General features: G+C 39.2%; 25 protein-coding genes. 2 read left to right on the top strand and 23 right to left on the bottom strand.

Annotated features, from left to right (window positions below; genetic code table 11):
- A partial coding sequence (locus tag ACLTU0_RS02665) for a helix-turn-helix domain-containing protein (RefSeq protein WP_412321325.1) occupies positions 1-195 on the top strand: 195 nt, incomplete at its 5' end.
- A gap of 37 nt (positions 196-232) precedes the next feature.
- On the opposite strand, the gene ACLTU0_RS02660 is transcribed toward ACLTU0_RS02665, so the two are convergent.
- From ACLTU0_RS02660 to ACLTU0_RS02620, 9 genes are all read right to left on the bottom strand, one after another.
- Positions 233-1045 carry an N-acetylmuramoyl-L-alanine amidase gene (locus ACLTU0_RS02660; RefSeq protein ID WP_412321324.1) on the bottom strand — a complete coding sequence of 271 codons (813 nt, stop codon included), beginning with the start codon at positions 1043-1045 and terminating at the stop codon, positions 233-235.
- Positions 1046-1048: 3 nt separating this feature from the next.
- Entirely contained in the window at positions 1049-1315 is a 267-nt protein-coding gene (locus ACLTU0_RS02655; RefSeq protein ID WP_412321323.1) for a DUF6275 family protein, read from the bottom strand.
- A gap of 6 nt (positions 1316-1321) precedes the next feature.
- On the bottom strand, positions 1322-1576 hold the full coding sequence (locus ACLTU0_RS02650) for a crAss001_48 related protein (protein WP_412321322.1): 255 nt from the start codon (positions 1574-1576) through the stop codon (positions 1322-1324).
- Positions 1577-1579: 3 nt separating this feature from the next.
- On the bottom strand, positions 1580-1783 hold the full coding sequence (locus ACLTU0_RS02645) for a holin (RefSeq protein WP_412321321.1): 204 nt from the start codon (positions 1781-1783) through the stop codon (positions 1580-1582).
- 28 nt (positions 1784-1811) lie between these two features.
- Positions 1812-2096 carry a hypothetical protein gene (locus tag ACLTU0_RS02640; protein WP_412293902.1) on the bottom strand — a complete coding sequence of 95 codons (285 nt, stop codon included), beginning with the start codon at positions 2094-2096 and terminating at the stop codon, positions 1812-1814.
- A gap of 1 nt (position 2097) precedes the next feature.
- Positions 2098-2217 carry an XkdX family protein gene (locus tag ACLTU0_RS02635; protein WP_412321320.1) on the bottom strand — a complete coding sequence of 40 codons (120 nt, stop codon included), beginning with the start codon at positions 2215-2217 and terminating at the stop codon, positions 2098-2100.
- Positions 2210-2593: a hypothetical protein gene (locus ACLTU0_RS02630; RefSeq protein WP_412321319.1), complete on the bottom strand. Its 384-nt coding sequence runs from the start codon at positions 2591-2593 to the stop codon at positions 2210-2212. Before ACLTU0_RS02630 ends, ACLTU0_RS02635 begins: the two co-directional genes overlap by 8 nt.
- A gap of 11 nt (positions 2594-2604) precedes the next feature.
- The gene (locus ACLTU0_RS02625) at positions 2605-4728 is read right to left on the bottom strand and encodes a hypothetical protein (protein WP_412321318.1); all 2124 of its coding nucleotides are present in this window, start codon (positions 4726-4728) and stop codon (positions 2605-2607) included.
- A 146-nt stretch (positions 4729-4874) separates the two neighbouring features.
- A complete protein-coding gene (locus ACLTU0_RS02620) occupies positions 4875-5732 on the bottom strand; it encodes an Abi family protein (RefSeq protein ID WP_412321317.1) in 858 nt (285 codons plus the stop codon).
- Positions 5733-5969: 237 nt separating this feature from the next.
- On the opposite strand from ACLTU0_RS02620, the gene ACLTU0_RS02615 reads away from it, so the two are divergent.
- On the top strand, positions 5970-6512 hold the full coding sequence (locus ACLTU0_RS02615) for a hypothetical protein (RefSeq protein WP_412321316.1): 543 nt from the start codon (positions 5970-5972) through the stop codon (positions 6510-6512).
- A 3-nt stretch (positions 6513-6515) separates the two neighbouring features.
- On the opposite strand, the gene ACLTU0_RS02610 is transcribed toward ACLTU0_RS02615, so the two are convergent.
- The 14 genes from ACLTU0_RS02610 to ACLTU0_RS02545 form a co-directional block, all read right to left on the bottom strand.
- Complete coding sequence (locus ACLTU0_RS02610) at positions 6516-8339, bottom strand: phage tail spike protein (RefSeq protein WP_412321315.1); 1824 nt, start codon at positions 8337-8339, stop codon at positions 6516-6518.
- 16 nt (positions 8340-8355) lie between these two features.
- The gene (locus tag ACLTU0_RS02605; RefSeq protein WP_412321314.1) at positions 8356-9174 is read right to left on the bottom strand and encodes a phage tail domain-containing protein; all 819 of its coding nucleotides are present in this window, start codon (positions 9172-9174) and stop codon (positions 8356-8358) included.
- Positions 9175-9177: 3 nt separating this feature from the next.
- Positions 9178-14424 (bottom strand): phage tail tape measure protein, encoded by a 5247-nt coding sequence (locus tag ACLTU0_RS02600; RefSeq protein WP_412321313.1) that lies wholly within the window; start codon positions 14422-14424, stop codon positions 9178-9180.
- A 204-nt stretch (positions 14425-14628) separates the two neighbouring features.
- Positions 14629-14976, bottom strand: a complete 348-nt coding sequence (locus tag ACLTU0_RS02595; RefSeq protein WP_412321312.1) for a hypothetical protein — start codon at positions 14974-14976, stop codon at positions 14629-14631.
- A 140-nt stretch (positions 14977-15116) separates the two neighbouring features.
- Positions 15117-15752: a major tail protein gene (locus ACLTU0_RS02590; RefSeq protein ID WP_412321311.1), complete on the bottom strand. Its 636-nt coding sequence runs from the start codon at positions 15750-15752 to the stop codon at positions 15117-15119.
- 4 nt (positions 15753-15756) lie between these two features.
- Positions 15757-16128, bottom strand: coding sequence for a hypothetical protein (locus ACLTU0_RS02585; protein ID WP_412321310.1), 372 nt, complete (start codon positions 16126-16128; stop codon positions 15757-15759).
- A 2-nt stretch (positions 16129-16130) separates the two neighbouring features.
- On the bottom strand, positions 16131-16562 hold the full coding sequence (locus tag ACLTU0_RS02580) for an HK97-gp10 family putative phage morphogenesis protein (protein WP_412321309.1): 432 nt from the start codon (positions 16560-16562) through the stop codon (positions 16131-16133).
- Complete coding sequence (locus ACLTU0_RS02575; protein ID WP_412321308.1) at positions 16555-16887, bottom strand: head-tail adaptor protein; 333 nt, start codon at positions 16885-16887, stop codon at positions 16555-16557. Before ACLTU0_RS02575 ends, ACLTU0_RS02580 begins: the two co-directional genes overlap by 8 nt.
- A 10-nt stretch (positions 16888-16897) precedes the next feature.
- Entirely contained in the window at positions 16898-17182 is a 285-nt protein-coding gene (locus ACLTU0_RS02570) for a head-tail connector protein (RefSeq protein ID WP_412321307.1), read from the bottom strand.
- Positions 17183-17194: 12 nt separating this feature from the next.
- The gene (locus ACLTU0_RS02565) at positions 17195-18385 is read right to left on the bottom strand and encodes a phage major capsid protein (RefSeq protein WP_412321306.1); all 1191 of its coding nucleotides are present in this window, start codon (positions 18383-18385) and stop codon (positions 17195-17197) included.
- Entirely contained in the window at positions 18375-19022 is a 648-nt protein-coding gene (locus tag ACLTU0_RS02560; protein WP_412321304.1) for an HK97 family phage prohead protease, read from the bottom strand. The genes ACLTU0_RS02565 and ACLTU0_RS02560 overlap by 11 nt, the downstream gene beginning before the upstream one ends.
- Positions 18994-20211, bottom strand: coding sequence for a phage portal protein (locus ACLTU0_RS02555; RefSeq protein ID WP_412321302.1), 1218 nt, complete (start codon positions 20209-20211; stop codon positions 18994-18996). Before ACLTU0_RS02555 ends, ACLTU0_RS02560 begins: the two co-directional genes overlap by 29 nt.
- A gap of 16 nt (positions 20212-20227) precedes the next feature.
- Entirely contained in the window at positions 20228-21916 is a 1689-nt protein-coding gene (locus ACLTU0_RS02550; RefSeq protein WP_412321300.1) for a terminase large subunit, read from the bottom strand.
- Entirely contained in the window at positions 21906-22376 is a 471-nt protein-coding gene (locus ACLTU0_RS02545; RefSeq protein ID WP_412321298.1) for a phage terminase small subunit P27 family, read from the bottom strand. The genes ACLTU0_RS02550 and ACLTU0_RS02545 overlap by 11 nt, the downstream gene beginning before the upstream one ends.
- Positions 22377-22389 lie beyond the last annotated feature (13 nt).

Here is a 22389-nt window from a genome sequence, read left to right as displayed (position 1 = left end):
AAAGGTGATAATATGGATTGCAAAATCAAAAAAGCTCGACTTGCGGCAGGTCTGACGCAGGCGGCATTAGCAGATAGATTTGAAGTCCCACTGCGCACATTGTCGCATTGGGAGAATGGCGACAGAAAACCGCCTGCGTGGGCGGAGAAATTGTTGGTTGAAGCAATCAACAGAATTGCAGACGAAAACAAATAAAAAAAATAGGTGGCACGTAGCCACCTATTTTTTTATACTATTTATTATACAATCCGCAACGATATTCACGTACAATGGCACGTAAATCCTTGTAGGATAAACCTAATCTGCCGTTCTCATCACCCTGTACCGCACCGCAGTCCATAGCCGCCTGCACCGCAGGACGCGCCCACGACGGCATATTGTCATCATTGAAATCGTAAATCATTGTAGTTTGAACTACATTCACCAACTGTTGGTTGATGTTTTTTAAATCGGCAATTTCCGCCGCCTGTTTTTCGATTAATTCTTTTAATTCTGTATATTGTGACATTGTTAAATCCTCGCTTTCTGTTTCCTGCCCTGTTATTCCTTTGAAAATTGCTTTTGCGAACTCTGCCGCACCAATCTTTTTATATTTTTCTGCGTCGTCCGTATCAACAAAACACACTTCTACAAGCATAGCTTTCGCGTCACTGTGATGTACCACATACAGCTTAGAGCCGTCTTTAATACCTCTGTTTTTAAAACCCAATTCACTTATTGCCTTGCAAGTATTTGTTGCCTCATCAAACTTTTTGCCGCCGTAAGTCCACACCTCTGTACCTTGCCCACCGCCACTGTTAAAGTGAATTGATACAAACAAGTCAAGTGACTGTGAATTTGCCATATCAACTATCTGTTTTAAATTTGAACTTACTGTCGGTGCGTAATCGTTTGTACAGTCATATACTGTATGACCTGCTTTTTTAAGTAAATCTTCAAGTGCATAACCGACATTTCGTGCCTCCACGCTTTCGTCTATGTAGTCTACCGCGCCACAACCGACTTGTCCGCTTACGGTATGTCCACAATTAATTCCAATGCGCATAAATTACCACTCCTTTACCGTCATATTTTTCCACTTCTTGTACGCGTCAAAATATATCTCGTTTTTATCGCCGTTGTATGTAATTTCATAATACATTCCGTCCGATACGGTTGTTGACGCTAATGCTTTAAAATTCTGTAGCGTCTTACAGCTCCAAACGATATATACATCGTCTGCGGTGATTTTCTTACCGTCTGTCACATCGACATTGTTGTTAAAATAGTTTGCGATTAATGTTTTTACTGCGTTTATAAAAATTTTATCTGTCATATTTCATTACACCTCTTTCAATTCAATATCTTCCATTACTGCTCTCGCCTCTAAAATTGCCAAATAGTCAGTCATTGCGTTTAATTGTATGTCGTATGTACTGCGTGGACACGTTGGGGAAAATTTTAATTTTCCCCTGTCCCATTCCTCCAACATTTTCTTTAACCCTTTGAACCGATTCGCCAACTGATAATATTCTGCCTTGAAACGTTCCTTGTAGTCCGCACTGTTCATCAGTGCAACGGTATCTTGTAACGTCATATTTTATTCCCCCTTTTCGTTATTCATTTCCGGCAATCCCGTTGCAACTGATGTCAATAACGACAATACACCTGCCAATGCCGCCGCTGACGCAACCATTACCCAGTTGACGTCACCCAGTACGGCGGCCGTACCGATTGTCGCAATCGCTGTCTGTGCAATCGTCTTGATTGCTCTTATTCCTGCCGCTTTAAACCAATCTTTCATTTTTACATACCTCCTAAATTTTAAAATACTAAAAACCCAACATTTTAACAAAATAACCTATCAAACCGCCCACTATTGCCGTAATAATGGCGGTAACTACTGTTTCGTATCGCTTTGTAGGACGTTTTTCTATTTCGTCTACCCGTGATGTAATATCGTTCACGTCCTCACGCATAGCCTTTGTTTCCGTGGCTATGATGTGGACGCTTTCGGTCAGTTTTTCGATACCGTCAATTCTGTGGTGTGCCGACTTGGTGGACTGCTCTACGGCAGTCAGACGCTCCCACACTTCTTTTTCGTTTTCTGCCTCCATATCAGCCCTCCATATTTTTTTTGTCGTCTTCTGTGATATATCCCGCTTTGACGAATATATCTAAATGTTTTTCTTTGTAAATACCCATTTGATAGTATTTTTTTATCAATGTTTTATTCACCGCCAACACCTGCCTTTAACTCTGCAATCTGTAACATCAGCATTGCGTTGATTTCGTCCTGTGACATTGTTTCGTCACCGTTCATAACGGACTGAACGTGCTGTTTTAATTCCGACATACTGTTGTATGTTTTCGCCTGTATCTGTGACAGTTTTTCTGAAGTTGGCTGTTCAAACGTAACGTCTGTATGCTGAATTTTTGCGATTTCTGTGTCCATATCGAAATTGTCGTCAGTTTCGGCGAATTTATCATTGACAATCCTGCGTTTTATACGTTGGATGTCTCTATCGGTATGTATTCCGTACACCGTGCCGTCAATTTCAACACCGCGTTCATAAAATTGTGCTGTTCCGTTTTTACTATAAAATTTGTACATATTCGACCCCCTTAACTCCACGCAACCGTATTACCTTCAGCCACACAACCTTCGTCCAGTTGACCTATTGAGCTTGCACTTGTGACATTGCCCGTTACAACCGACGAAGCGTTAGCTTCGATAACGTACAGATTTTCTAATGCGTTTGTTGCCGCAGATAATAGAATCACATTATCACGACAAAATGCCTTGTTTGCATAAAGGATATTATATTCTTTACCTTCTGTACTATCAGTTGTTATAATAGACAGATTTTTAATATAATTGTTTGCGAATGTTGATTCTATACCCAAATCAAAAGCGCAATCACCTTCTTTTACCTTTAAGCCCAAGAATGTATTGTCATTACAGATACTTCTCAATCTGACTGCTATACGCTCGTTCAAATCTAACGAAATAAATACATTATTGGCTGTATTGCCTGCCAGTGTAATATTCCCGATATCACTACTATTGAAAATATTATGATAACAAAGACTTTTGTTACCGCTGAAATATATTTCCCCTTGCGGTACGGTGTTATCTTCAAATACATTGTTTATAAATGTCGATGATAATACAGACATTAAATATCCCGACTCTGAATTGTCGGTAGTCCATATATTTGTAAATTTATTATTATCTACAAAAACACCCGAAAATTTCATACAGCTACCGGTATTAGTTTTAGTTTTTAAACCCCAACTGTCAATGACGTTGTTTGTAAATTTTGAACCACTGCACATAATGATATTACCAACGGTACTATCATCTTGATTTACATCATATACTTCGCCTAATACACAATTATCAACGATTGCGTTACTATTGCCAAATAAAATCATAGGATTAACAGATGTTTGAGTACAGGTGGTATTATCCTCTTGGAAATTTATATTTTTTAACTTCGCCATAATACCCAAGAAGAATATAACTTGACGTGCGGCAGGATTGGTATTTTTAAACGTAATTGAACTACAGTAAGTACCGTCTAATGTAACTCGTATACCTACATTTAATATAGCATTATAATGACCGAACCCCGAAACAAGCCCACTGTCCTGTGTGTTTTCGTTAGTCAGTACACAATCACCCATGATATATACTACCGTGCCTCGTGTGGCTCTCGACAACGCCGCCTGTATTTTTAATTCGTCGTGGTCGCCGTCACACACAACAAATATTTGATTTTGGGTGACGTCTGTAATATTTTTTGCATTTTCATTTACAGCGTCAATAAATGAATTTTTATTGACAGTTGCCAAATCTGCCAATGTACGAACACGTTCGTATGTATTGGTTATGAAATAACTGTCGCCTGTGGCATTTTCGTTTTCTATGACATAATCAACCGCCGCCGATATAAATTCATATCTTTCCCCTGTCGGCGATTCGCTGTCTATCTTCATTTCTAAATTTATATCGTTAATATGATACAATGTAAATGTCCATACATCACCCGAAATTGCCGACGGTACAGATGTAGAATTTGATGATATACTACACATATTATTACTAAAATCATAGCGAACAACAATATAAACACCGTCTATCGGTACATTTATACACGGTTCTGAAAACGTTCCAGCAATCTGTTTCCCGTCAATGTAAAACGCGTCTTTCAGTGTAATATCAACCGCCATACTCTCGCCATAATATTCTTGTTGTCCGTCAAAATATAGTGTAGGCTTACTCGGTGCAACAAATTTTACTGTATGTTGCTTTTTGTCGCCAAACAGTATAGTTGTTTCGGTGTTCGCATTGATTTCATCAATACGTGCTTTCAATTCTTTGTCAGCACTTTTTCTTGCTGATTCTTCGGCTTTCACTGAATTTGAAATATTGGTATCTGCCGTCTGTCTTTCGGTGATTTCACTGTCAATATTACGTTGCAGTTCATTATCCGCCGCCTGTCGTATTGTCACTTCGTTGTTTATGCGACTGCTTAACGAACTATCCGCACTTTCCCTCGCCTTGGTTTCGGCGGTGATTTTGTCTGCCAAACCTACATCAGCGTTGGTGCGTTGCGTGATTTCTGTGTCCAATTTGTCGCTCAATTCGTTGTGGTCTGTTTGAATTGCCGTGAAATTATCACGAACAATCTTCCACCAATCCTTTAACAGCGTTTTTCCGCTAAAATTAAAATTTAATTTCATTTTATCATTCCTTTCTAATCGTAATTGATTGGGATTTCATTAAAAAAACACGCCGTAAGCGTGCTATGGTGGTATTCGTCTGTACATTATGTCACCTCATTTTTGGTACGAAAAAAGCACGCCGTAAGACGTGCTTAATTTCAATATTATAATGTTAAAGTTTTTTCCCAGTTCTTTGGAAAACCATAATCTTCAGGACTTACAACATCTTTATATTCTTCAAAGATTTGAGCAATATTAGAAATTATGTAATTATTCCATTCATCTTTACTTGGCATTAAAAAACGCATTACATTTATAATGTCATATATGCAGTGAGATATATTATTCATACTATGTTTTTTACTCTTTTTAGGTGTCTTCTGTACCTTAAATCTATATAACCTCATATAGTGTGCGCATACATTTCGTAAATAAGATATACATTCAATCCAGCTCTCCAAATAAACGGAACCTATATTAAATTTTGATGCAATCTTCTTTTTTAGAGGTGTCTTTAAATTTTTATAACAATTCCACACCATTCCTAAGGTAAAAATTTCAATAGCTACCCAAATAGGAAATCTTCTGTCATATTTCTTTATGTGATGTTTTACGAATGGTATTTTACTATTTCTATTTATTGCTTGTCCAAATTTTTGTAGTAGTTTTTGGTGTTCTTCTTCATCCACGAAAATATCTTTGTTTAAGTAAGATGTTGCACAGGTATTCATCGCTATTACATAAGCGATTTTCGTCTTTAAATTATGTTCAATACTCTCTATCGCGTATAATATAGTAGACCTAATACGTCTATCGCATAGATATATTCTATACGCTTGATTAAAAGAAATGTTTTCGTAATTGTCATCTGCATTTTTATATGTATGTAAATAACCAGTAAAATTATAATAATTTACCGATAAAAGTACATTTTGAGCGAATTCAACATCTTCAATAACTAACTTTCTACCACCTAAAATTTTTATTTGTTCTTCTATTGTAGTCGGTCTTTTTATTTCCATACAATACTCCTAAAATAAAAAAGCAGCCTCAACATGGTACGCATTCGCATTGCGAAGAGGCGTGTTGAGGCCTATCTCATGCGTTATATTATATTCTATCTGCTTAAAAAAAGCAATAGTTTTTTAGAATTTTTTTCTTTTTATTTTTATATTACCATATTAATGCTGTATTGTCAAACAAATATTGACAAAATGCACAAATTATTATATATTAAAAACAAAAGGAGGCTACAAGCTATGAAAAAATTTATATTAGGTTTTATAACAGGCGGTATAATCTGTGCGACCGCGACAGGTTTCGCCGTAGAATATGCAGTAACGGCTAACCCGTTCCCTGTTGCCGTAAACGGTACAGAAACGGCGATTGAGGGCTACAACATCAACGATAATACATATTTCAAATTACGTGACGTTGCGGACGCTGTAGGCGGTTTCAATGTTGGATTCAGTGACAACACTATTACGATTGATACCGATACCACCGCACAACCAACACCAACTACAACAACCACCGCTACACAACCAAAGCCTACATTAAATCCAAACAAAGAGTATTACTATCCTGATTTATTTGCATTTAATACTGATGATGGATTACCCGTGTACAATTTCGACGGCACATACTATTTGAATTGTTTAGATATTATAGATTATACAGATTTTGATTGGCATAAATTTGATGATAACTATTGTCTTGAGTATAATACTTCAATGCGTTTTATCTCTTATGAATATTATACCACTGTTGTTCTTGCAAATCCTACAGCATTTAAAAATTGACGATTACTTTAAATCGTCAATTTCTTTTTTTAAATTATTAATTTGTTCTTGTAGTATTTCTATATTCCTTTCACTTGCCACTTCATATGCACCATACATAAATTTTGCATTTGGCTTCCCGGTTGTAACTCTCAATGTTCCATTTGCTGTACATGATAATTCATTTACTATATCGCCATTCTTATCCAAAAAACGTATTGCAGGTTGCTTTGAATCTCCTACTAAATCTGTGGTTTGTATATATAGTACACTGCCAACAAATGTATCTTTCTTTGTATTAACACTTCCGGCAAATACCGCCTCGCCGCTACTATTTATATACACGTTTTGTTCGCCTGTAGCGTCATACAAACAAAAAACATATTTACCGTTTTTATAACCACATTCAAATCTGACAATATTATTTTCGTCCTGCATTGTTATTAAACTGTTTTCTATTGTCAATTTGCCGTTGGCAGACATTATTGTACATAGGTTTGTATATAATGCCCCTGTGAATACGTCTGATACAATTATTTCATTATCGTTTATCACCGTAGTCCAATCCCATTCACCCTCGGTTTTCTGCCCTGCAATAGCCAACTGACCCTTGATGATTGCGACAGCACTTTGACCGTCGGGACTTTCAAACAATGCTCCGGTCTGATACTTGGCGATATTCTCATTCTGCAGTGCCTCGTTTATGCTGACTTTGACGTTTTCTCTCATCATTTCCAAATAGCTTGTCTTGATTTCTTTCTTGCCGTTTCGCTGTATTTTTTGGATTATATTTGTTGTGGCAATATCCTTGAAAAAACTATCTATTGTGACTTGCGGGTGTCCCACTTCAATGGTTGATTTCCTCGGCTCGAACGGATAAATTTTTGTTGTTATAATTCTTTGCAGCGTTTTGGTGTTCATACTCTTATCGAAAATTTTCACCCTGTCCCCAATGCTCGGTTTGTTCAGATTATGATATTTGTACGCCTCGCAAACATCAACGTAACCGACAGTCATTGTATATTTAGGAATATCAATACGTTCTAAATTATCTTCTGAAAATTGCCACTTTGCCAGTTTCAACAGTTCGTCCGGTTCTTCGCATTCGTCAAAATTTGAAAAACCCTCGTAGACACCTATTTTTTCAACCATAGGACTGTCTATATACTGTTTACCGTTATTGACCGTAGATATATCCAAATCGTCCTGTCCGTATGGATATAGTCGTGTTATTAATGTAGACGCGTCGCGTGACGATTCAGCTGATTTTGCATTGAAACGTAATGTTAATTCGTTACCGTTGTCCTTGCCGATTTGTTTAACCAGTGCCAAATTATAATTATCTACATATAATTCGCACATTGTCGATTGTTTTTCTAATGTTTCTGACAGCGTAGACATACCGACAATCGGTGTTATCTTTGACGCCTCAAAAAAATCGGTTGCGGTGTTCACCCATTCCATTCCCAATGACTTTACCTCTGCGTCCGTCATTATATGTATATTGGTGTTTTTAAACAGCTGTGTCATAATATAACGCGGTGTTTTTCCCAACATATCACCGATATACTGAATATGTTTAAATTGTGCGTCCATATACAGTGCCAGTGCGTATATTTTATTATTATCAATAGAACGAATACGGAAACATTCATTCCCTACCCTACAAATACGGTTGTTTGCGATAAATTCCCATTTAGCCGAATCTATCGGATATTCAAATTGCAAATTGTAGCTGCCGTTTAATTCGTGTGTAATACAAACGTCCTTTGCCTCGTCCAAAATTGCCAAACCGTTTGAACTGAAATCGGTTCCGTTGCAACTGTATATACGTATCATTTTATTCATTGTATTTCCTCCTGTTTTATAAAATCGACTGTGTATAATAGAACAGCGGATTATAAATAATTTCAACTGTTCCGGTTCCGTTTGACTGTATTGTTATTTCATTTTCACCCTGTCCGATTTCTATATGATCACCGTTTGAATATTCTGACGTATTGGTGTCACCCTCAAAACAGCTGAACAATTCGCAATCGATTGTGAATTGCGTAGTTTTGTGATTATATTTTATTGTGTTTCCGCCGCAGGTAAACGATACTGATGTAAAATTACCGTTGAAAACTATCTTAGGTCGTACCGCCGCATTTCCGGCATTGTTTAGTTTAAATGTGTTTGTACCGTTGGCAATTTCATATATATGATTTATCGGCCAACCTATTTCAATTTCCGTATCTAACGGAATATCCGCACCTAACGGAATACCCTGCGTATCATACAGGAACTGATTAAACGGTTCACATCTGAATGCTACAACGGTTTTTCCCGCTCGTTGTAGCATTATAGTCATATCTTCCACGGTTATCGGTGACGCTATCCACTTTGTAAACGGCATATCGTCCAAAATCAACTCACCTTTTCCGCCGTTTATCCACGTTACAAACTGTTCAATAGTTTTATTACGTTTTGCGGTATCGTTGCAGATTAAATAAAATTCAACTTCGATTGTTTTGTCTTTGTAAAACACCCTGCCGCCCGATTCCGAAAAATCTATGCTGCCGTCCCTGTACGGTATATCTTCCTCGTAATCCGTCTTTTTCGGCGGTGTTATCGGTAAATCGGTGATTTTGGTTTGCATACCAAAATCACGCAATGAATGTTTACCACGATATGTTAATCCCATTGTTTAGCCCTCCGCTCCCAAAAATGCATCCGAAATTGAACGTTTTACCGAACTACCCGCATATTTACCGTACGCCATTGCAGTCGTTTCATCAGTGATATTATTATTAAAATCCTGTTTGATTGTAATGGTATATTCGTTATGGGCGGTTGTTGCGTTCGGAATATTTTGACCTATTTCGGACAATTTCTGATTTGTCATATCTACTATTTTTGATATAGTGTTATATCCGGTTGTTGCCAACTGTTCCTGTTGCTGATTGTACGATTTTAAAACACTGTTAAACTGTTTTGTCATATCATCATTACCACCGCTGATTATTCCCAATGCCTGTGATGTATATTTGCTTAGTCCTTTCAGCGTGTTGCTTTGCTCTTTTTCCAGTGCCTCGTTTTCGTCCTCGATTGCGTCTAACTTGGCTTGTTTTTCCGCCTCTCGTGCCTCTTTTGCCTCTGTTTTTTTGATGTCCGCAATATCTTCTTCGATTTCTTTTAATTTTTTCTTACCGTCTATCGTAACGGCATTTTGATATTTTTCACGTTCCGCCTCCAGTTCCGACAGCTCTTTTTTCCTTTCGGCTTTGGTTTCCGCGTCCTCGATTGCCTTGTATTCCGCCTCGATTGCTTCTTTTTTCGCTGACAACATTTCTTTTTGTGCGTCATAGTATTCGTTGACGTAGTTTTCCAACGTTTCACTCATACTGTCAAACAGGTTACTGTTTGCGTCGTCCATAGCCTCATAGTAATATTTACCGCTTATCATTCCTTGTTCGTAATATTTTTGTGTATAGTTCTTTACGCGGTTTAGTCCGGCTTGATATTCCTGCTCGCTGATTGCTCCGTACTTCTTTTGCATTTGCAACCACTTCTTAGAATTTTCCAAACGTCCCTCGTACAGTTTCTGTCCTGCGGTCGTCATTTTTTCATTGTATTCTTCTTCCGTAATTTCGCCGTCCTGCAGTGCCTGTGAATTACGTTCCATAATACGCTGATATGCCGCCTCGGGGCTGTCGTCGTATTGTTCCCAGTCATTAAAATATGTTCGTTCGGCTATATAGTCTAATGACTGTTGGTCTAATTCGTCTAATTTCTTTTTTCGTAAATCTGCAATCTGTATTTCGTGGTTTCGGATTGTTTCATAATATTCGTCCCATACGTCCTGCAGTTCATCAGCCGTCATTTCGGTATTTTCCGTCATTTCGGTCAATGTATTCAGATAGTTGTCGTCCATTCGCTGATATGCCGCAATCTGTTCATCTACTGACAGATTGTGCATTTTGACTTCATAGTCAATCCAATTCTTTGACTTGCTTTCTTGATTTTTCAACCTGTTTTTATAATCTTTGATTGCGTCGTCATTAATTTTTTTGTTCAGTTCGTAGATCTCAATATTAGCCTCTTTCACAACGTCCGCGTCGTTTGCAAATTCTTCTAATATTTTCTTCCACCATAGCAATGCGTCGGCGTCTGATACGACGCTTGTTTTTTGGCGGTATTCAAAATCTTCTTTTTTGGTTTCAAATGCTGTGTTGTTTGTTCCTGTTGCGTAATGCGGTAATTTTTTCAACATTGCTTTTGTCTGTTTAGCCGTGTAAACCGAATCACCCTTACTTAGATTTACCAACACATTTCGACCGTTAAACAGATAGTATTGTCCTTTATGTTTTACCAGTTCTCGCGGGTCAGCGACACCCTTTTCATCATTTATAACCGCAGGTCCTTCCGGTGCTGAATCAGTACCGTTTGCAAAAAAACCTTTTTGACCGCTATTGAAAAAACCGCTCGACACTGTTCCGTCCGATTTTACGGTAAAATGTGCGGTATATGTTTTTTCAAATCCCTTTGCTTTGCTTGTCAGGCTATCAATAACCACCGCCGCATTTGTGCCGTCGGCTTTCAGCGTTGCCGTACCCTCTAAATTATCAAATTTATCGACTTCGCCTGTCGTTGTATTGATTGTAATAACCGCCTCGGAATCGTTTGCTTTTAGCGTCGCTATACCTGTTTTTTGGTTGTACTCCGCCAACTGATAAACAACACCGTCTATTGTTACGGTTGCCTGATTGTCAGCCTGCAAAATTGCGACAGCCTGTGTTGCTCCGTATGTGTCAATCAATTCTTGCAACGTCATTATGGTTTGTTCACTTTCGCCACCGTCTACGCTGACGCTGACCTCGGCACTTTGACCGTCTATTTCTTCGACACCGTCTTTGGTTTTGTCTATCATAGTAATATCGCCCTCGGCATTTATGCTGATTTCAATATTATCCGGCAATCCTAAAACGCTGTGCATATAATCGTTCAAATCGGTTACTACGGCTTTCATATTCTTGTCGCCGCTCGCCATTGCCTCACTCAAATTTGAAAAACCGTTTTTAAACAACGCAACCTGTAAACTTGTTTCGGTCGTTGTCATACCTAATAGCTGACATTGTGTGACTACATCATTAATTGCTTTGTTTATTTTTTGTTCATCACCACTTGCGAATATATCCGCAATAGACGAAAAACCGCTTTTGTTTACGGCCTCTTTTGTAACTTCGTTTTGCAGTGTTATTAGTGCCTCTTTGTATTTTTCGATAGACGCTTGGTGCTGTTTAATTCGTTCTTCGTTATTTGCTACATTCGTTTCCCACTCCGACGTTTGCTCTGATACATTTTCTATTGCCTGTCCCAAACTGTCAAAATTTAATTGACCGCCTGTAATGTTTTGATAACTGTCGAATATTTCCTTGTTGTCCTCACGCAGTTTCTCAACCGCCGCCCTACGTTCAGCACCCGACATTGTGCTGTTGATTGCCTCATACTGCGTTTTTAACACGCCTAATTCTGTACTTAACTTTTTAGCATTTTCAATACGTTGCTTTGTTTCATTATTGACGCTTTGCAGTTTTGGGATTTCCTCCGACGATTTTTGTGCGTTGGTTCTTTTTTTACTGCTGTCGTCCTTGATTTCCTGCTGTTTCTGTTTCTTTTCCTGTTCCGCCTGTTCTTTTTGTGCCTGTACTATCTGTTTTATGATGTCCAGTGTTGAACTGCGGACACCGTTTTTCTGTTCTTCGGCGCTGATGAAATCGCTATAGTTGTCTATAAACCATTGCTCTAAAAATTTTCGTTCCTGCTCGCTTTCGTCGGTTTGTTGTCCTTGATTTTTTAATTCTGTCAATTCCTTATAGCGTGCAATATACGCGTCTACTGTATCGGCTACCACGGTCATATCATAGGCGGTCTTTGCTTTTTCCGAATATTCCTGTGCCATAGCCAGCGCGTCATTTCCCGATTCACCTAATTTTTGATGATATTTTTCTATTCCTGCACTTGCAATCTTCGCTACTGCCAATGTAGCCGCAAATGGTGCTGTTACTACTGCTGTTATTCCTGCACTCACTCCGGCAACACCGCCTAATGCCGCAAGAAATCCGCCTACACCTCCGGCACCTGTTGCACTTGCCGCCGCGCCTTCGGCTGCCGCCATTGCCTCTGCTCCTGTTGCTCCTGCTGTTTCTGCTGCCGCACCTGCCGCCTTTGCCGCAGTCTCCGCCTCGCCTGCTACTTTTGTAAACGAAAACAGCGATTTAATACCGTTTGCGAATGAAATACCTTTTGCCGTCAAACTCAATGCGGGTCCGATAATTGCTAATGCTGTGCCGATTTTCAATAATCGCTCACAATCTTCATCAGACAATCCACTTAACCAATCCGCCAAACTGCTTACCGCGTCTGCAGCCTTATCAATGAACGGTGCCGCACTTTCACCAAATTTTTGTGCGGCTACCTGCATTTTAACCATTGCTTGCTCAAACGTAAAACCGGATTTGTTTACGCCCTCCGACTGCTTTTTGAATGCCTCTTCTGACGCTCCGGCGGCATTACCCATTTTCTCTAATTTTTCTGAAAATGTATCAGCCTGCGCACCTGTCAATGCCAACATTGCAGTAATAGCCTCTTTTGAACTGAATAGTTCTGTTAGCTTTTCCTCGCTACCGCCTGTTGCCTCTGCCAAAATCTTCATTGCACCCGAAAAACCGTTTGCCTTTACCATTGCAAATCCCGATTCATAACCCAATGAATTTAGCTTTTTCTTTAATGCCTCTGTCGGTGTCATTAATCCGGTATATACCGCGCCTAACTGTGTAGATACTTCCGACGCTGTACCCGTTACACCTGTCAATGTTGCAAATATCGTAAACAATTCGTCCTGTGATACACCTAACGCCTTTGATTGTGGGACTACCTTACCGATACTTGACGCCAGTTCGGGGAATGTTGTCTGTCCTAATTCGACTGTTTTAAATGCCAAATCCGCAACGTGTTCTACTGCCTCGGCTGTCGTATCACCGTAACCCTTTGTAACGGCTGAAGTTAGATTGATAGAATCAGTCGTTGTCGCCAATCCGGCTTTTGCGGCCTTTGCGTTTATTCTTACTTTGTCGATTGTGTCGTCAGCGTCGCCGAATGCCGATATTACCTGATATGTACCGTCTGCAATATCATCTGTATATTTTGCGGTTTCTATTGCTACATCTTGTATACCCTTTTTCAATTCCTGCAGACGTTCGTCACCTATGGACAATGTTGCGATATTAGCCAATTTTTTATTTAGGTCCATATATTGCTTAACTGCCGCAGTCCCCGCCGCTACCAACGGTGCTGTTACTGTTGCCGTTAATGTGTTACCGACTTTAGTCAATCCGTTTCTGACACCTGCAGTTTTGTCCTGTAATTCGCTATATTTGTTTTTAACCTGTGTAATATATTGCGACTGTTTTTTTAATTCATCTGTCGTCTGCTTTAACTCATTTCTTAAATTTGCCTCTGCTAATTGACTTCTCGATAGATTGTTACTGAAACGATTGAAATTCGTATCAGCTGTTTTAACGGCACTTTCAGCCTTTTTTACTTCGTCTTTCAACTTTTTCATTTCGTCGCTGTTGGCCTTTAGGCTTGTCTTGCCCTTGTTGTATGCCTCATTCGCACGTTCCAAACGTTGACGGGCGGCGTCCTGTGCCTTTGACGCCTGTTCTACCATTTGTTTATATTTCTGTGTAATCTGTGATTGTTGGTTTAGCTGTGTAGACAGGGATTTATATTTATTCTGTAAACGGTCCAATGATGAACCTGTCGTTTTTAATGTGGCGTCTGTAACCTTAAACTCATTTTGCGTTTGTTTCATTGAATTACCTAACGCCTTGATTTCCTGTTGTGCCTCTTTGGTGTTAAAACCAATGCTGATATTTGTACCGTCACTCATTCTTTTCACCTCATATTCCGAAATCTGCTAAACTCGGCAGTTTATCGTTATTCTGTTTTTCTGCTGTTTTTGTGTTTCCGTTCATCATCTCATAAATTTTCCAAAATTTACGGGGTGTGCAGTCCCAAAATTCATCATCTGAAAATTGCAGGCGGTAACGTCCTATAAAATATAGTTTGTCCCAATCGTACGGAGTGTCCCGCCTTACTGTTCCCCCTGTTCTTCCGTTGCCTCCTGCACTCCGAACGCTGAAATCACTGCGGCATATACCACATCATACAAAATATTTATAGTACCCAACGAAATCCAATCTTCAATATCCACTTTTCGCAAATTGTACCTTTCGCCAACCATTGCATATAGAAAATTTAAAACATCACCGTATATATCTGTCTTGTTTCCGAACATTTCAATAGCTTGGCCGACACTTCCGTACATTTGCTCCAATACTCGCAATGCTCTGTATGTCAGCTTTATTTCGTATTCCTTATCCTCAATTTTTATCTTCTTGCCCTTTGCGATACACGCGGTTAAATCTAATGTTTCTTCCATTTTCAAAAACTCCTTTCATACGCAAAAAACGCACATCATAATGATGTGCTTGATTTATTTGCGTTTCTGTGTTATACTTGATTTATAAAAACTTATTTTTTCCTTTTACCGTCCTGCGTGGGACGGTTTTTTTTATTTAATTATTCTTTTGGAACTGTGTCACCTGTATTTACTGTAGGTGTTGATGTCGTTCCTTTTGCGTAGATTTTATTTATTTTTTCTACTGTCAGGAATGCATCCGCCTCTTTTTCAGTGTCAAAGACACCGTAAATTCTCCAAACACCGTCCGCACGTCTTGCCATTGATTTGAATGACATTGTGTCAGACTGTGGATTTAGTTTTTCAGTTCCGGCTGTTTCCGCTGAAAAATCACTTGTGCTGTATTTTGTTCGTAACAGCCACACTGCTAAAATTTTACCGTCGTTTAACGGTGTCATAAATCCTGTTGCAAATTCGGCAGGGTCGTCCTTTTCTGTTGATACATAAATTCCGTCCTCTGTTAATGTTTCATCTAACAACATTGCCTGTTCTGCCGGTGAAAACATTGTTCTTTGCGCCTTACCGTCATAACCTGTACACTTTGACAATACGTCAGTGCAATCGTCACTGTCTACGTCTGTTGTTTGTGTTTTTGCAGTTAAATCAATATTCTGCACATTTAGCAAATGTTTAACTTCGTCGTATTCAACTTTAGGCTCACCGCCTGTCATTGCCGCACTTTTATCACTGATTATTTTTGCAATTCTTAATCCCTTTAAACCTGTTCTGATTTGCATAATTTTATACCTCCATTTTTAACGTTACATTTATCGGTTTGTGATATATATTTGTATCTGATTCGTACATATCGCTTTGCAGTTCTACCCTGCACATCAAAAAATCTGTTTCCAACGTTTCTTTTACTGCCTTTGATAGTTCAAACAAATTATTCTGTTTGCTCCAAATATCCAAACGCACGATAACAGTATTCATTATTGCGCTGTCATCAGCATATTCGGAATCGTTATTCAGCATTTCAAACATTGTTATTCGCGGAAACAAATTTTTGTCTTTATCCGGTGCTCTCGGATTGTTGTATATTGCGGCTATTTTTTTTGTTACCGCCGCAGATTTTTTCAATGACTGATATATCATTAACATTGTATCTTGCAACGCTATCCCTCCAATCTTGACTTGATTTCTTGCTCTAATGCCGCTTTCATTTTCGGTTCAACGACAGATTTAACTGCCGCCTCTGCTTTTTTCATAAACGGTCTTGCCACCATTTTGCTTGTACCGTTTTCAACATAAAATAAATACTGTGCAATGCTCCAATCCAACTTGGCACCGTCACCGTCAAACACTCCAACTAACTTATATCGTCCGCCGTAGCCGTCACGCGTTTTACTCGCCCGAACGTGATTTCGTGCGTGAAAACTGTCTTTTTCCTTTCGGTCATATGGAACGTGTGGTTTGAATGTGCTGACTGCCAACGGTGCGACTTCGTCCAACACTTTGTCGGCCACTTCGTTCATTGATACACCTAAATTTTCAATTTTAAGTACCAATGACGAAAACCCCTCATATTCAACGCCGTATTTAGCCATTGTTGACCGCCTCCGCCGTTATGATTTGTATGTCGTGCGATTCGGATGCGTCGTTTATTGCACGGATATTATAATATGTCCCACCGTATTTTATATAGTGGTCCTCTGTCAGAATTTTTTTGTATCTGATTGTAAACGTCACCGTTCTTTCGGCATTTACCGCTGCCGCAGTAAAATACTCCGAACCCCTAACGTGTTTCACATTCGCCCAAACGGTACAGACGGGGACATATTTCTGTCCCTCGTCGCGTCCTGTTTCAGGATTGATACCGTCTGTTAATTCACAAATTTCAACACGTCTGTTTAATTGTCCGGCATTTATCATCAGCAACACCTCACAATAAATTCACGGAATGCAGTGCCAAAATCTGCGTAACTGTCGGATTTTCTTTGTCAGACTGCACTGTCATTTGTCGATTGTCGTACATATCACCGCACAACACCAACGCCGCAATCGTCAAATCCTCGTAGTTATCCATTTCTTCATCAGTTAAACCGGTGTACGATTTTATGTACTGAATGGACGCCGTATGAATAGTTGAAAATGTTTGTTCTTCGCCCTCATACTCCGCACGCAGATATTCGGCTATGTATTCATCTGTTAATTCGCTGATTTTCATATCTGCCACCTATTATGCAGCTTTCATTTTCAAACCTGCGATTTTTTGGCTTTCAACGATTTTACTGTCAAATTCAGTGTAACCGCATACACCGATTGCGTATTGTGTCGCATATTTTTCAAGTAGTACGTTGATTTCCATAGCGTTGGCTAATTTGACATACAAACCGGACATATCGCCATATACAATAGTTGTTGTGCTTGCCGCGATTTTAGGTGCATTTTCTGAAACGTATACAGGCTTACCCAACAGCTCCCAACCGAACTCTTTTGTAATATCGCGGTTTAGTAGGTAATTACCCTCGTTATCCTTTAACTTTCGGATTTGTGCCAGTGTTTCTTTGTTCATAATCCAGCACGCATTTTGTTGGAACTGCTGTGGCACTGTCATTTGAACGTCAATCAATTCATCAGCTATAATATCCTTTGCACTTGCTGATGTAACTAAATTCGTTGTTTCAAATACACCTTGATATTTATTTTTTTGACCGTTTAACAATCCCTTTTCAAGAAATTCTGCAATATTTTCAGCTACTTTATTGATTGTAAATGATACCAAATCAAAACCGCTCTGATTGATTAATGATTTAGAAATTAGTTTCAATACGCCGACAATATAGTTTTCAAGTGTTATTGTCGTGAATTTACCCGAACTTTCAGTCAATTCCTGCATATCTTCCACTAACGTAGCACCTGTATCAGTTGTATCGTCGTAAACAGGGAACGACAAATTACCGCCAACGTTGTATATTGTCGCCATACTGTAAATAGGTGATAATTCTTTCACTCTTTCGATGATACGGTCAGCGATTGTCGTTGGAATCAATGCTTTTCCGCTGTTTGCTGACGTGCTTAGCGCCCTTGTTTCACCTCTTAGGAACTTTTCAAATTTTGCCTCGTCCGCCGCACGTTGTTCCATATTCTCTTTTTTTGCTCCGCCAAATTCAGCACTTGACAAACTTCTTGCCTCATTTTGTGCTTTTAATGTTTTATCAATTCCGTCAATTTCTTTTTTGATTTCATCAAATCTTGATGTTTCATCATCTGTCAACGCTCTTGTTTCCTTTTCTGCGTCTTTGATGATGTTTTCCATTTCCTCAACCAGATTATTACGTTGTTCAATCAAATCCGGTAACGATCTTGTTTCAAATTTTCTTGCAGCTTTTCTTTCAAAATCTCTAAATATTTGCTTTTTACTTTTCATTGTATTGTCCGCCTTTCATCTTTAAAAACTCAACTTCGTGTTTGTAACGTGAAATTAATGCACGTTTTTCTTCTTCGTCCTCGTCGTTCTTTTCTTTCTTCTCTTGCTTTGCAGTTTCTTTAACGACTTGACTTTCGTCCTCATAACTTCGTCTTTCAAATGCTTTTTCTTGGTCTGAACGTTGTTCAATGCTTGTTGCTATGTATGCCGGTGTAACACTTAGAATTGATACTTCGGACATATCAATGTCCTTCAAATATCGGTGTTGCATACCGTCGTCAGCGTCTTTCCATTCGTCAGCACAACTATAGAAACCAAAACTCCAACCGCGTAACTCGCCTTTGTTGGCCTTTTCGATAACTTCGGGGTCTGCTACGTCACACGACGCAAACAGTCCGATATTATCTTCGCGCAGTTGTAATTCACCCGTTTCTGTCGAACCCAAAATTTTATCCGCTCTGTGATTAAAACGCAATTCAACGTTTGGATTTCGTCTTAATGATTTTGCGAATGTTTTCGGCTCTACCTGTTCTATGAACTTGCCGTGACTTGACGAAATCGGACGGCTGTCACGTCCGGTCGCACAAACATAGCCCTCAATATGAACGCTATTCGCTCGTATTTCCACTCTTATCACCTTTAACACCCCCTTTCATTTCCTCGACATCTACTGTCTGATTTGTGTTTGGTGTATATACTTGTCCCTTTTGCGGGTAGTATAAAACGTCGTTTAATCCCAATTTGACAAAATCCAAACCTAATGGCGGTAATCCTTCCATTTCTCGGACTTCATCTATTTGAATGAAATTGTTTTTAATACCTGTTTCATATGCGGCATATCTCTTTTGCATATCGCCTTTTAACAGTGTCTTGGTATCTATCGAAAATGACAACTTGCCGTATTCACTTTGCAGTAGCAAATCTTTATTCAGTGCCGTTTCAATGGCTTTGATAATCGGCAAAATTGCCGATTTGATACCGTTGTTATAGTTTTCATCACTGCACGTCCCGTTGATTATTTCAGGGGACAGGTTGAATAACTTTGCTATTTCAATCGCGTTTGCCTCTTTGTTTTCTTTCAACTGCATTTCCACACTTGACAATGACGCCTCTGTGAATTTTAAACCGTTGTTTAGCACCATTATGTTCTCTTCGTTGTTTCTGTAAAATCGTTGCCACGTTCTTTTTAATTTGGTTAATGCCGATTCCTCTAATCGTTTTTCCGATTGTAAAAAACCTTTTTTGCCGCCGGATTTGACAAGACTGTTTTCAAATTTTAACGTGTTGTATGCCACTGACAACATCTTATTGTTTTCTTCGATTATGCCTTTGCCTGTAGCTCCATTTTCACTGCGACGTGTCAGTTTTAAAAACTCCCAATCGCAGTATTTCTGACCGTTCACCATTATGTCATAATCTTTAAATATCGGGTCTGTTCCCTCGATTACGGAAACTTTTGACGATTTCACATAGTGCAGACTTTTAACGGCGTTTCGATTTCGGTTGATGAAAATATATCCCTCACCGTCTGTCAGAACATCAGATAACCACGCCGTTTTCATCTGAAATGCGTCTAATTTATCGCCTGTTTCACTGTTTAACAGATGAACTCTGAAATCATCTTCGACATTACCGCCGCCGTTAATATCTTTCAGAACTATCGGCAACATTGCTATTGTATTGGCTATGAAATTTACACAACTTGTCACGGTCGGAATGCTCATAGCCTCGTCTTTTGAAATCGTATCGCTTACACCTGCGATTAATTCAATGATGTTTGTACCGCTATCTTCCGCCGCACGTCTAAAAAATTTTCTTTTCCACATTTTTTCTTTCACTCCCTTATGCTGTTTGTATGCCCCAATCTAATCCGGTGTCGAAAATTTCGTGTTGTTGCATTATGTACACGGCTATGATTGTAGCGACAACCATATCAACCTTGCCCGCAGAACGTTTTTTATTGACGTACTTGTTTTTGTTCGTATCTTCTGTACATTTTGCATTTTGGTAATTGATTTCGTACAATTCGTTTGCCTTGTATAAAAATTGGTGGTTTAAAATACATTCCTTTAACAGTTTTGTCGGTGCGTGCAAAGTTCGTGAGTGTTGCTCTACTTCCGTCACGTTATAGCCGGCACGCTCCCATTTTTGTGCCGACGACATTGCATTGCGTCGGTCATATCCAATATCAATGATTTTGACGCCGTACTGTTCTTCAATCTTCATTACATATTCTTCAATAACCGCGTAATCGACAACTCTGTCACCGCACGCCACGCACTGCATTTGTTTTATAAAATGCCTGTAATCCACACGTTCCGTCGCACTTTTTTCGTCTGTCCGTGCCTCGGGTATAAATGCCAGTGGCTCGCAATAAACCACTCCGTCAACATATGCCACCATTACAACGGCACAGTTATCTGTTGTTTCCGCCAAATCGACACCAATATAAACGTCTAATCCGGTCCAATCAATCTCGCCGTTCTCTAATCGACACGCCTTTACGTCTGCAACGTCAATATAGCTTTCAGTTCCTATTCCTTGATAAATTATGTTGCAGTGCTTTGTAACAAAATTTTCACGGCGGCTCGGCATTTGTATAGCACGTTCCCTGTTGTCTTTCAAATCTTTCATTATGCTTGGGATTTCTAACGCTAACGGATTGGACTGCTCCAATATTCCGTCGTCCCTCATCCATTCATCTTCTTTGGTGTTGTCCGGTTCATACAGCAACGCAAAAACTTTGTTGTCATTGATTACTCCGTCCAAAACGTTTTTTGCATACTGTACTTCGTCCTCGAACGGATTATCGAACGTCGGGTATTTAGTGCTAATGATACAGCCTAATTTATTCAGTATTGTCAACTGTCCTGAACGCATTGCCTCAATCGCATACGGGTTCGGTAATGCTCCCACTTCGTCCGCCAAAAATGCGTTTGGCAGACGTCCGTCAAGTCTTGAGTTGGAATAGTTCAACGGGATATATACATTCTCATTCAGCAGACATTTAATATCATCCCTACGAATTTTGAACCTATCCATTAATGCAGGACTTGACAATATAATCTCTCGGATTGCCGTTTTCACTTCTCTTGACAATGTTCCGTCCGGTGCGACCGAATAGAACTTTGAAAATTTCGGTTCACAAAAAAACAGCAGTATGAAAATGACGCCGATAATAATTGTCTTACCGTTCTTTCGGCATATTTCCAATAATGCTGTTTCATATTTTCGTTTATTTTTATTTCCCCTGTATACCGTACACAATACCGAGATAATCAGAAAGAACTGAAAACCCGCAAGACTTTCGTATACAGTTTGATTTTTTGCCATTCCCGACGGCATAATCATTAATTTTAATAGTTTGTCTATCAGTTGAACTTTTTTCTTTGATATGCAAAACTCGTTGTCTTGCTCATCTGCAATTTGCAAAAATTCTTTGCATTGCAGTTTGACGTATTTCGGCGCGTTGATTTTTCCGTCGCAAACGTCTTGCGCATATCTATACGCTTTGTGTTCTCTATCCATCATATTCGTTCGCCTCTTTCAGTGCATTTAACAGCGGGTCCTCTTTGTTTTTGCTCGCCGTTAAATTTAAACTGCCTATCTTTGCTCGTGCCTGCGGTGACAGACACAATTCATTACAACAACGGTACAAATCTTTTGTGTATTTGTCCTTACTTGCCATAAAATCTTTATTAAAAATCAATGAAAAATCATCATTTATTTTGCGTTCTATATCCTGTAATCGGTCAACTGCAATAGAAAATTGAGTTAAAATATACACGTCCAAATTACTCAAAATTCCGCTCTCGTCCAATTCCTTTTTTATCTTTCGGAAAATCTTTTTTTGATTGTTCGACAAATACGTCGGAGGTCGGAGGTTATCAGCTTTCCCGCGAATTTTCTCTTCGACTTCTTGACGTTGTTTTTCTTCCGATTTTGTGTTGTGTCGTGATTGTGTTTTTACCGATTTCGCCGGTCGTGCCATACCTCCCTCACCT

Source organism: Hominilimicola sp., assembly GCF_046972485.1.
In the GTDB taxonomy this organism is placed as follows: domain Bacteria; phylum Bacillota; class Clostridia; order UBA1381; family UBA1381; genus Hominilimicola; species Hominilimicola fabiformis.
Note: the sequence above shows the minus strand (reverse complement) of the source record. Positions and strands in the feature narration are given on the sequence as shown.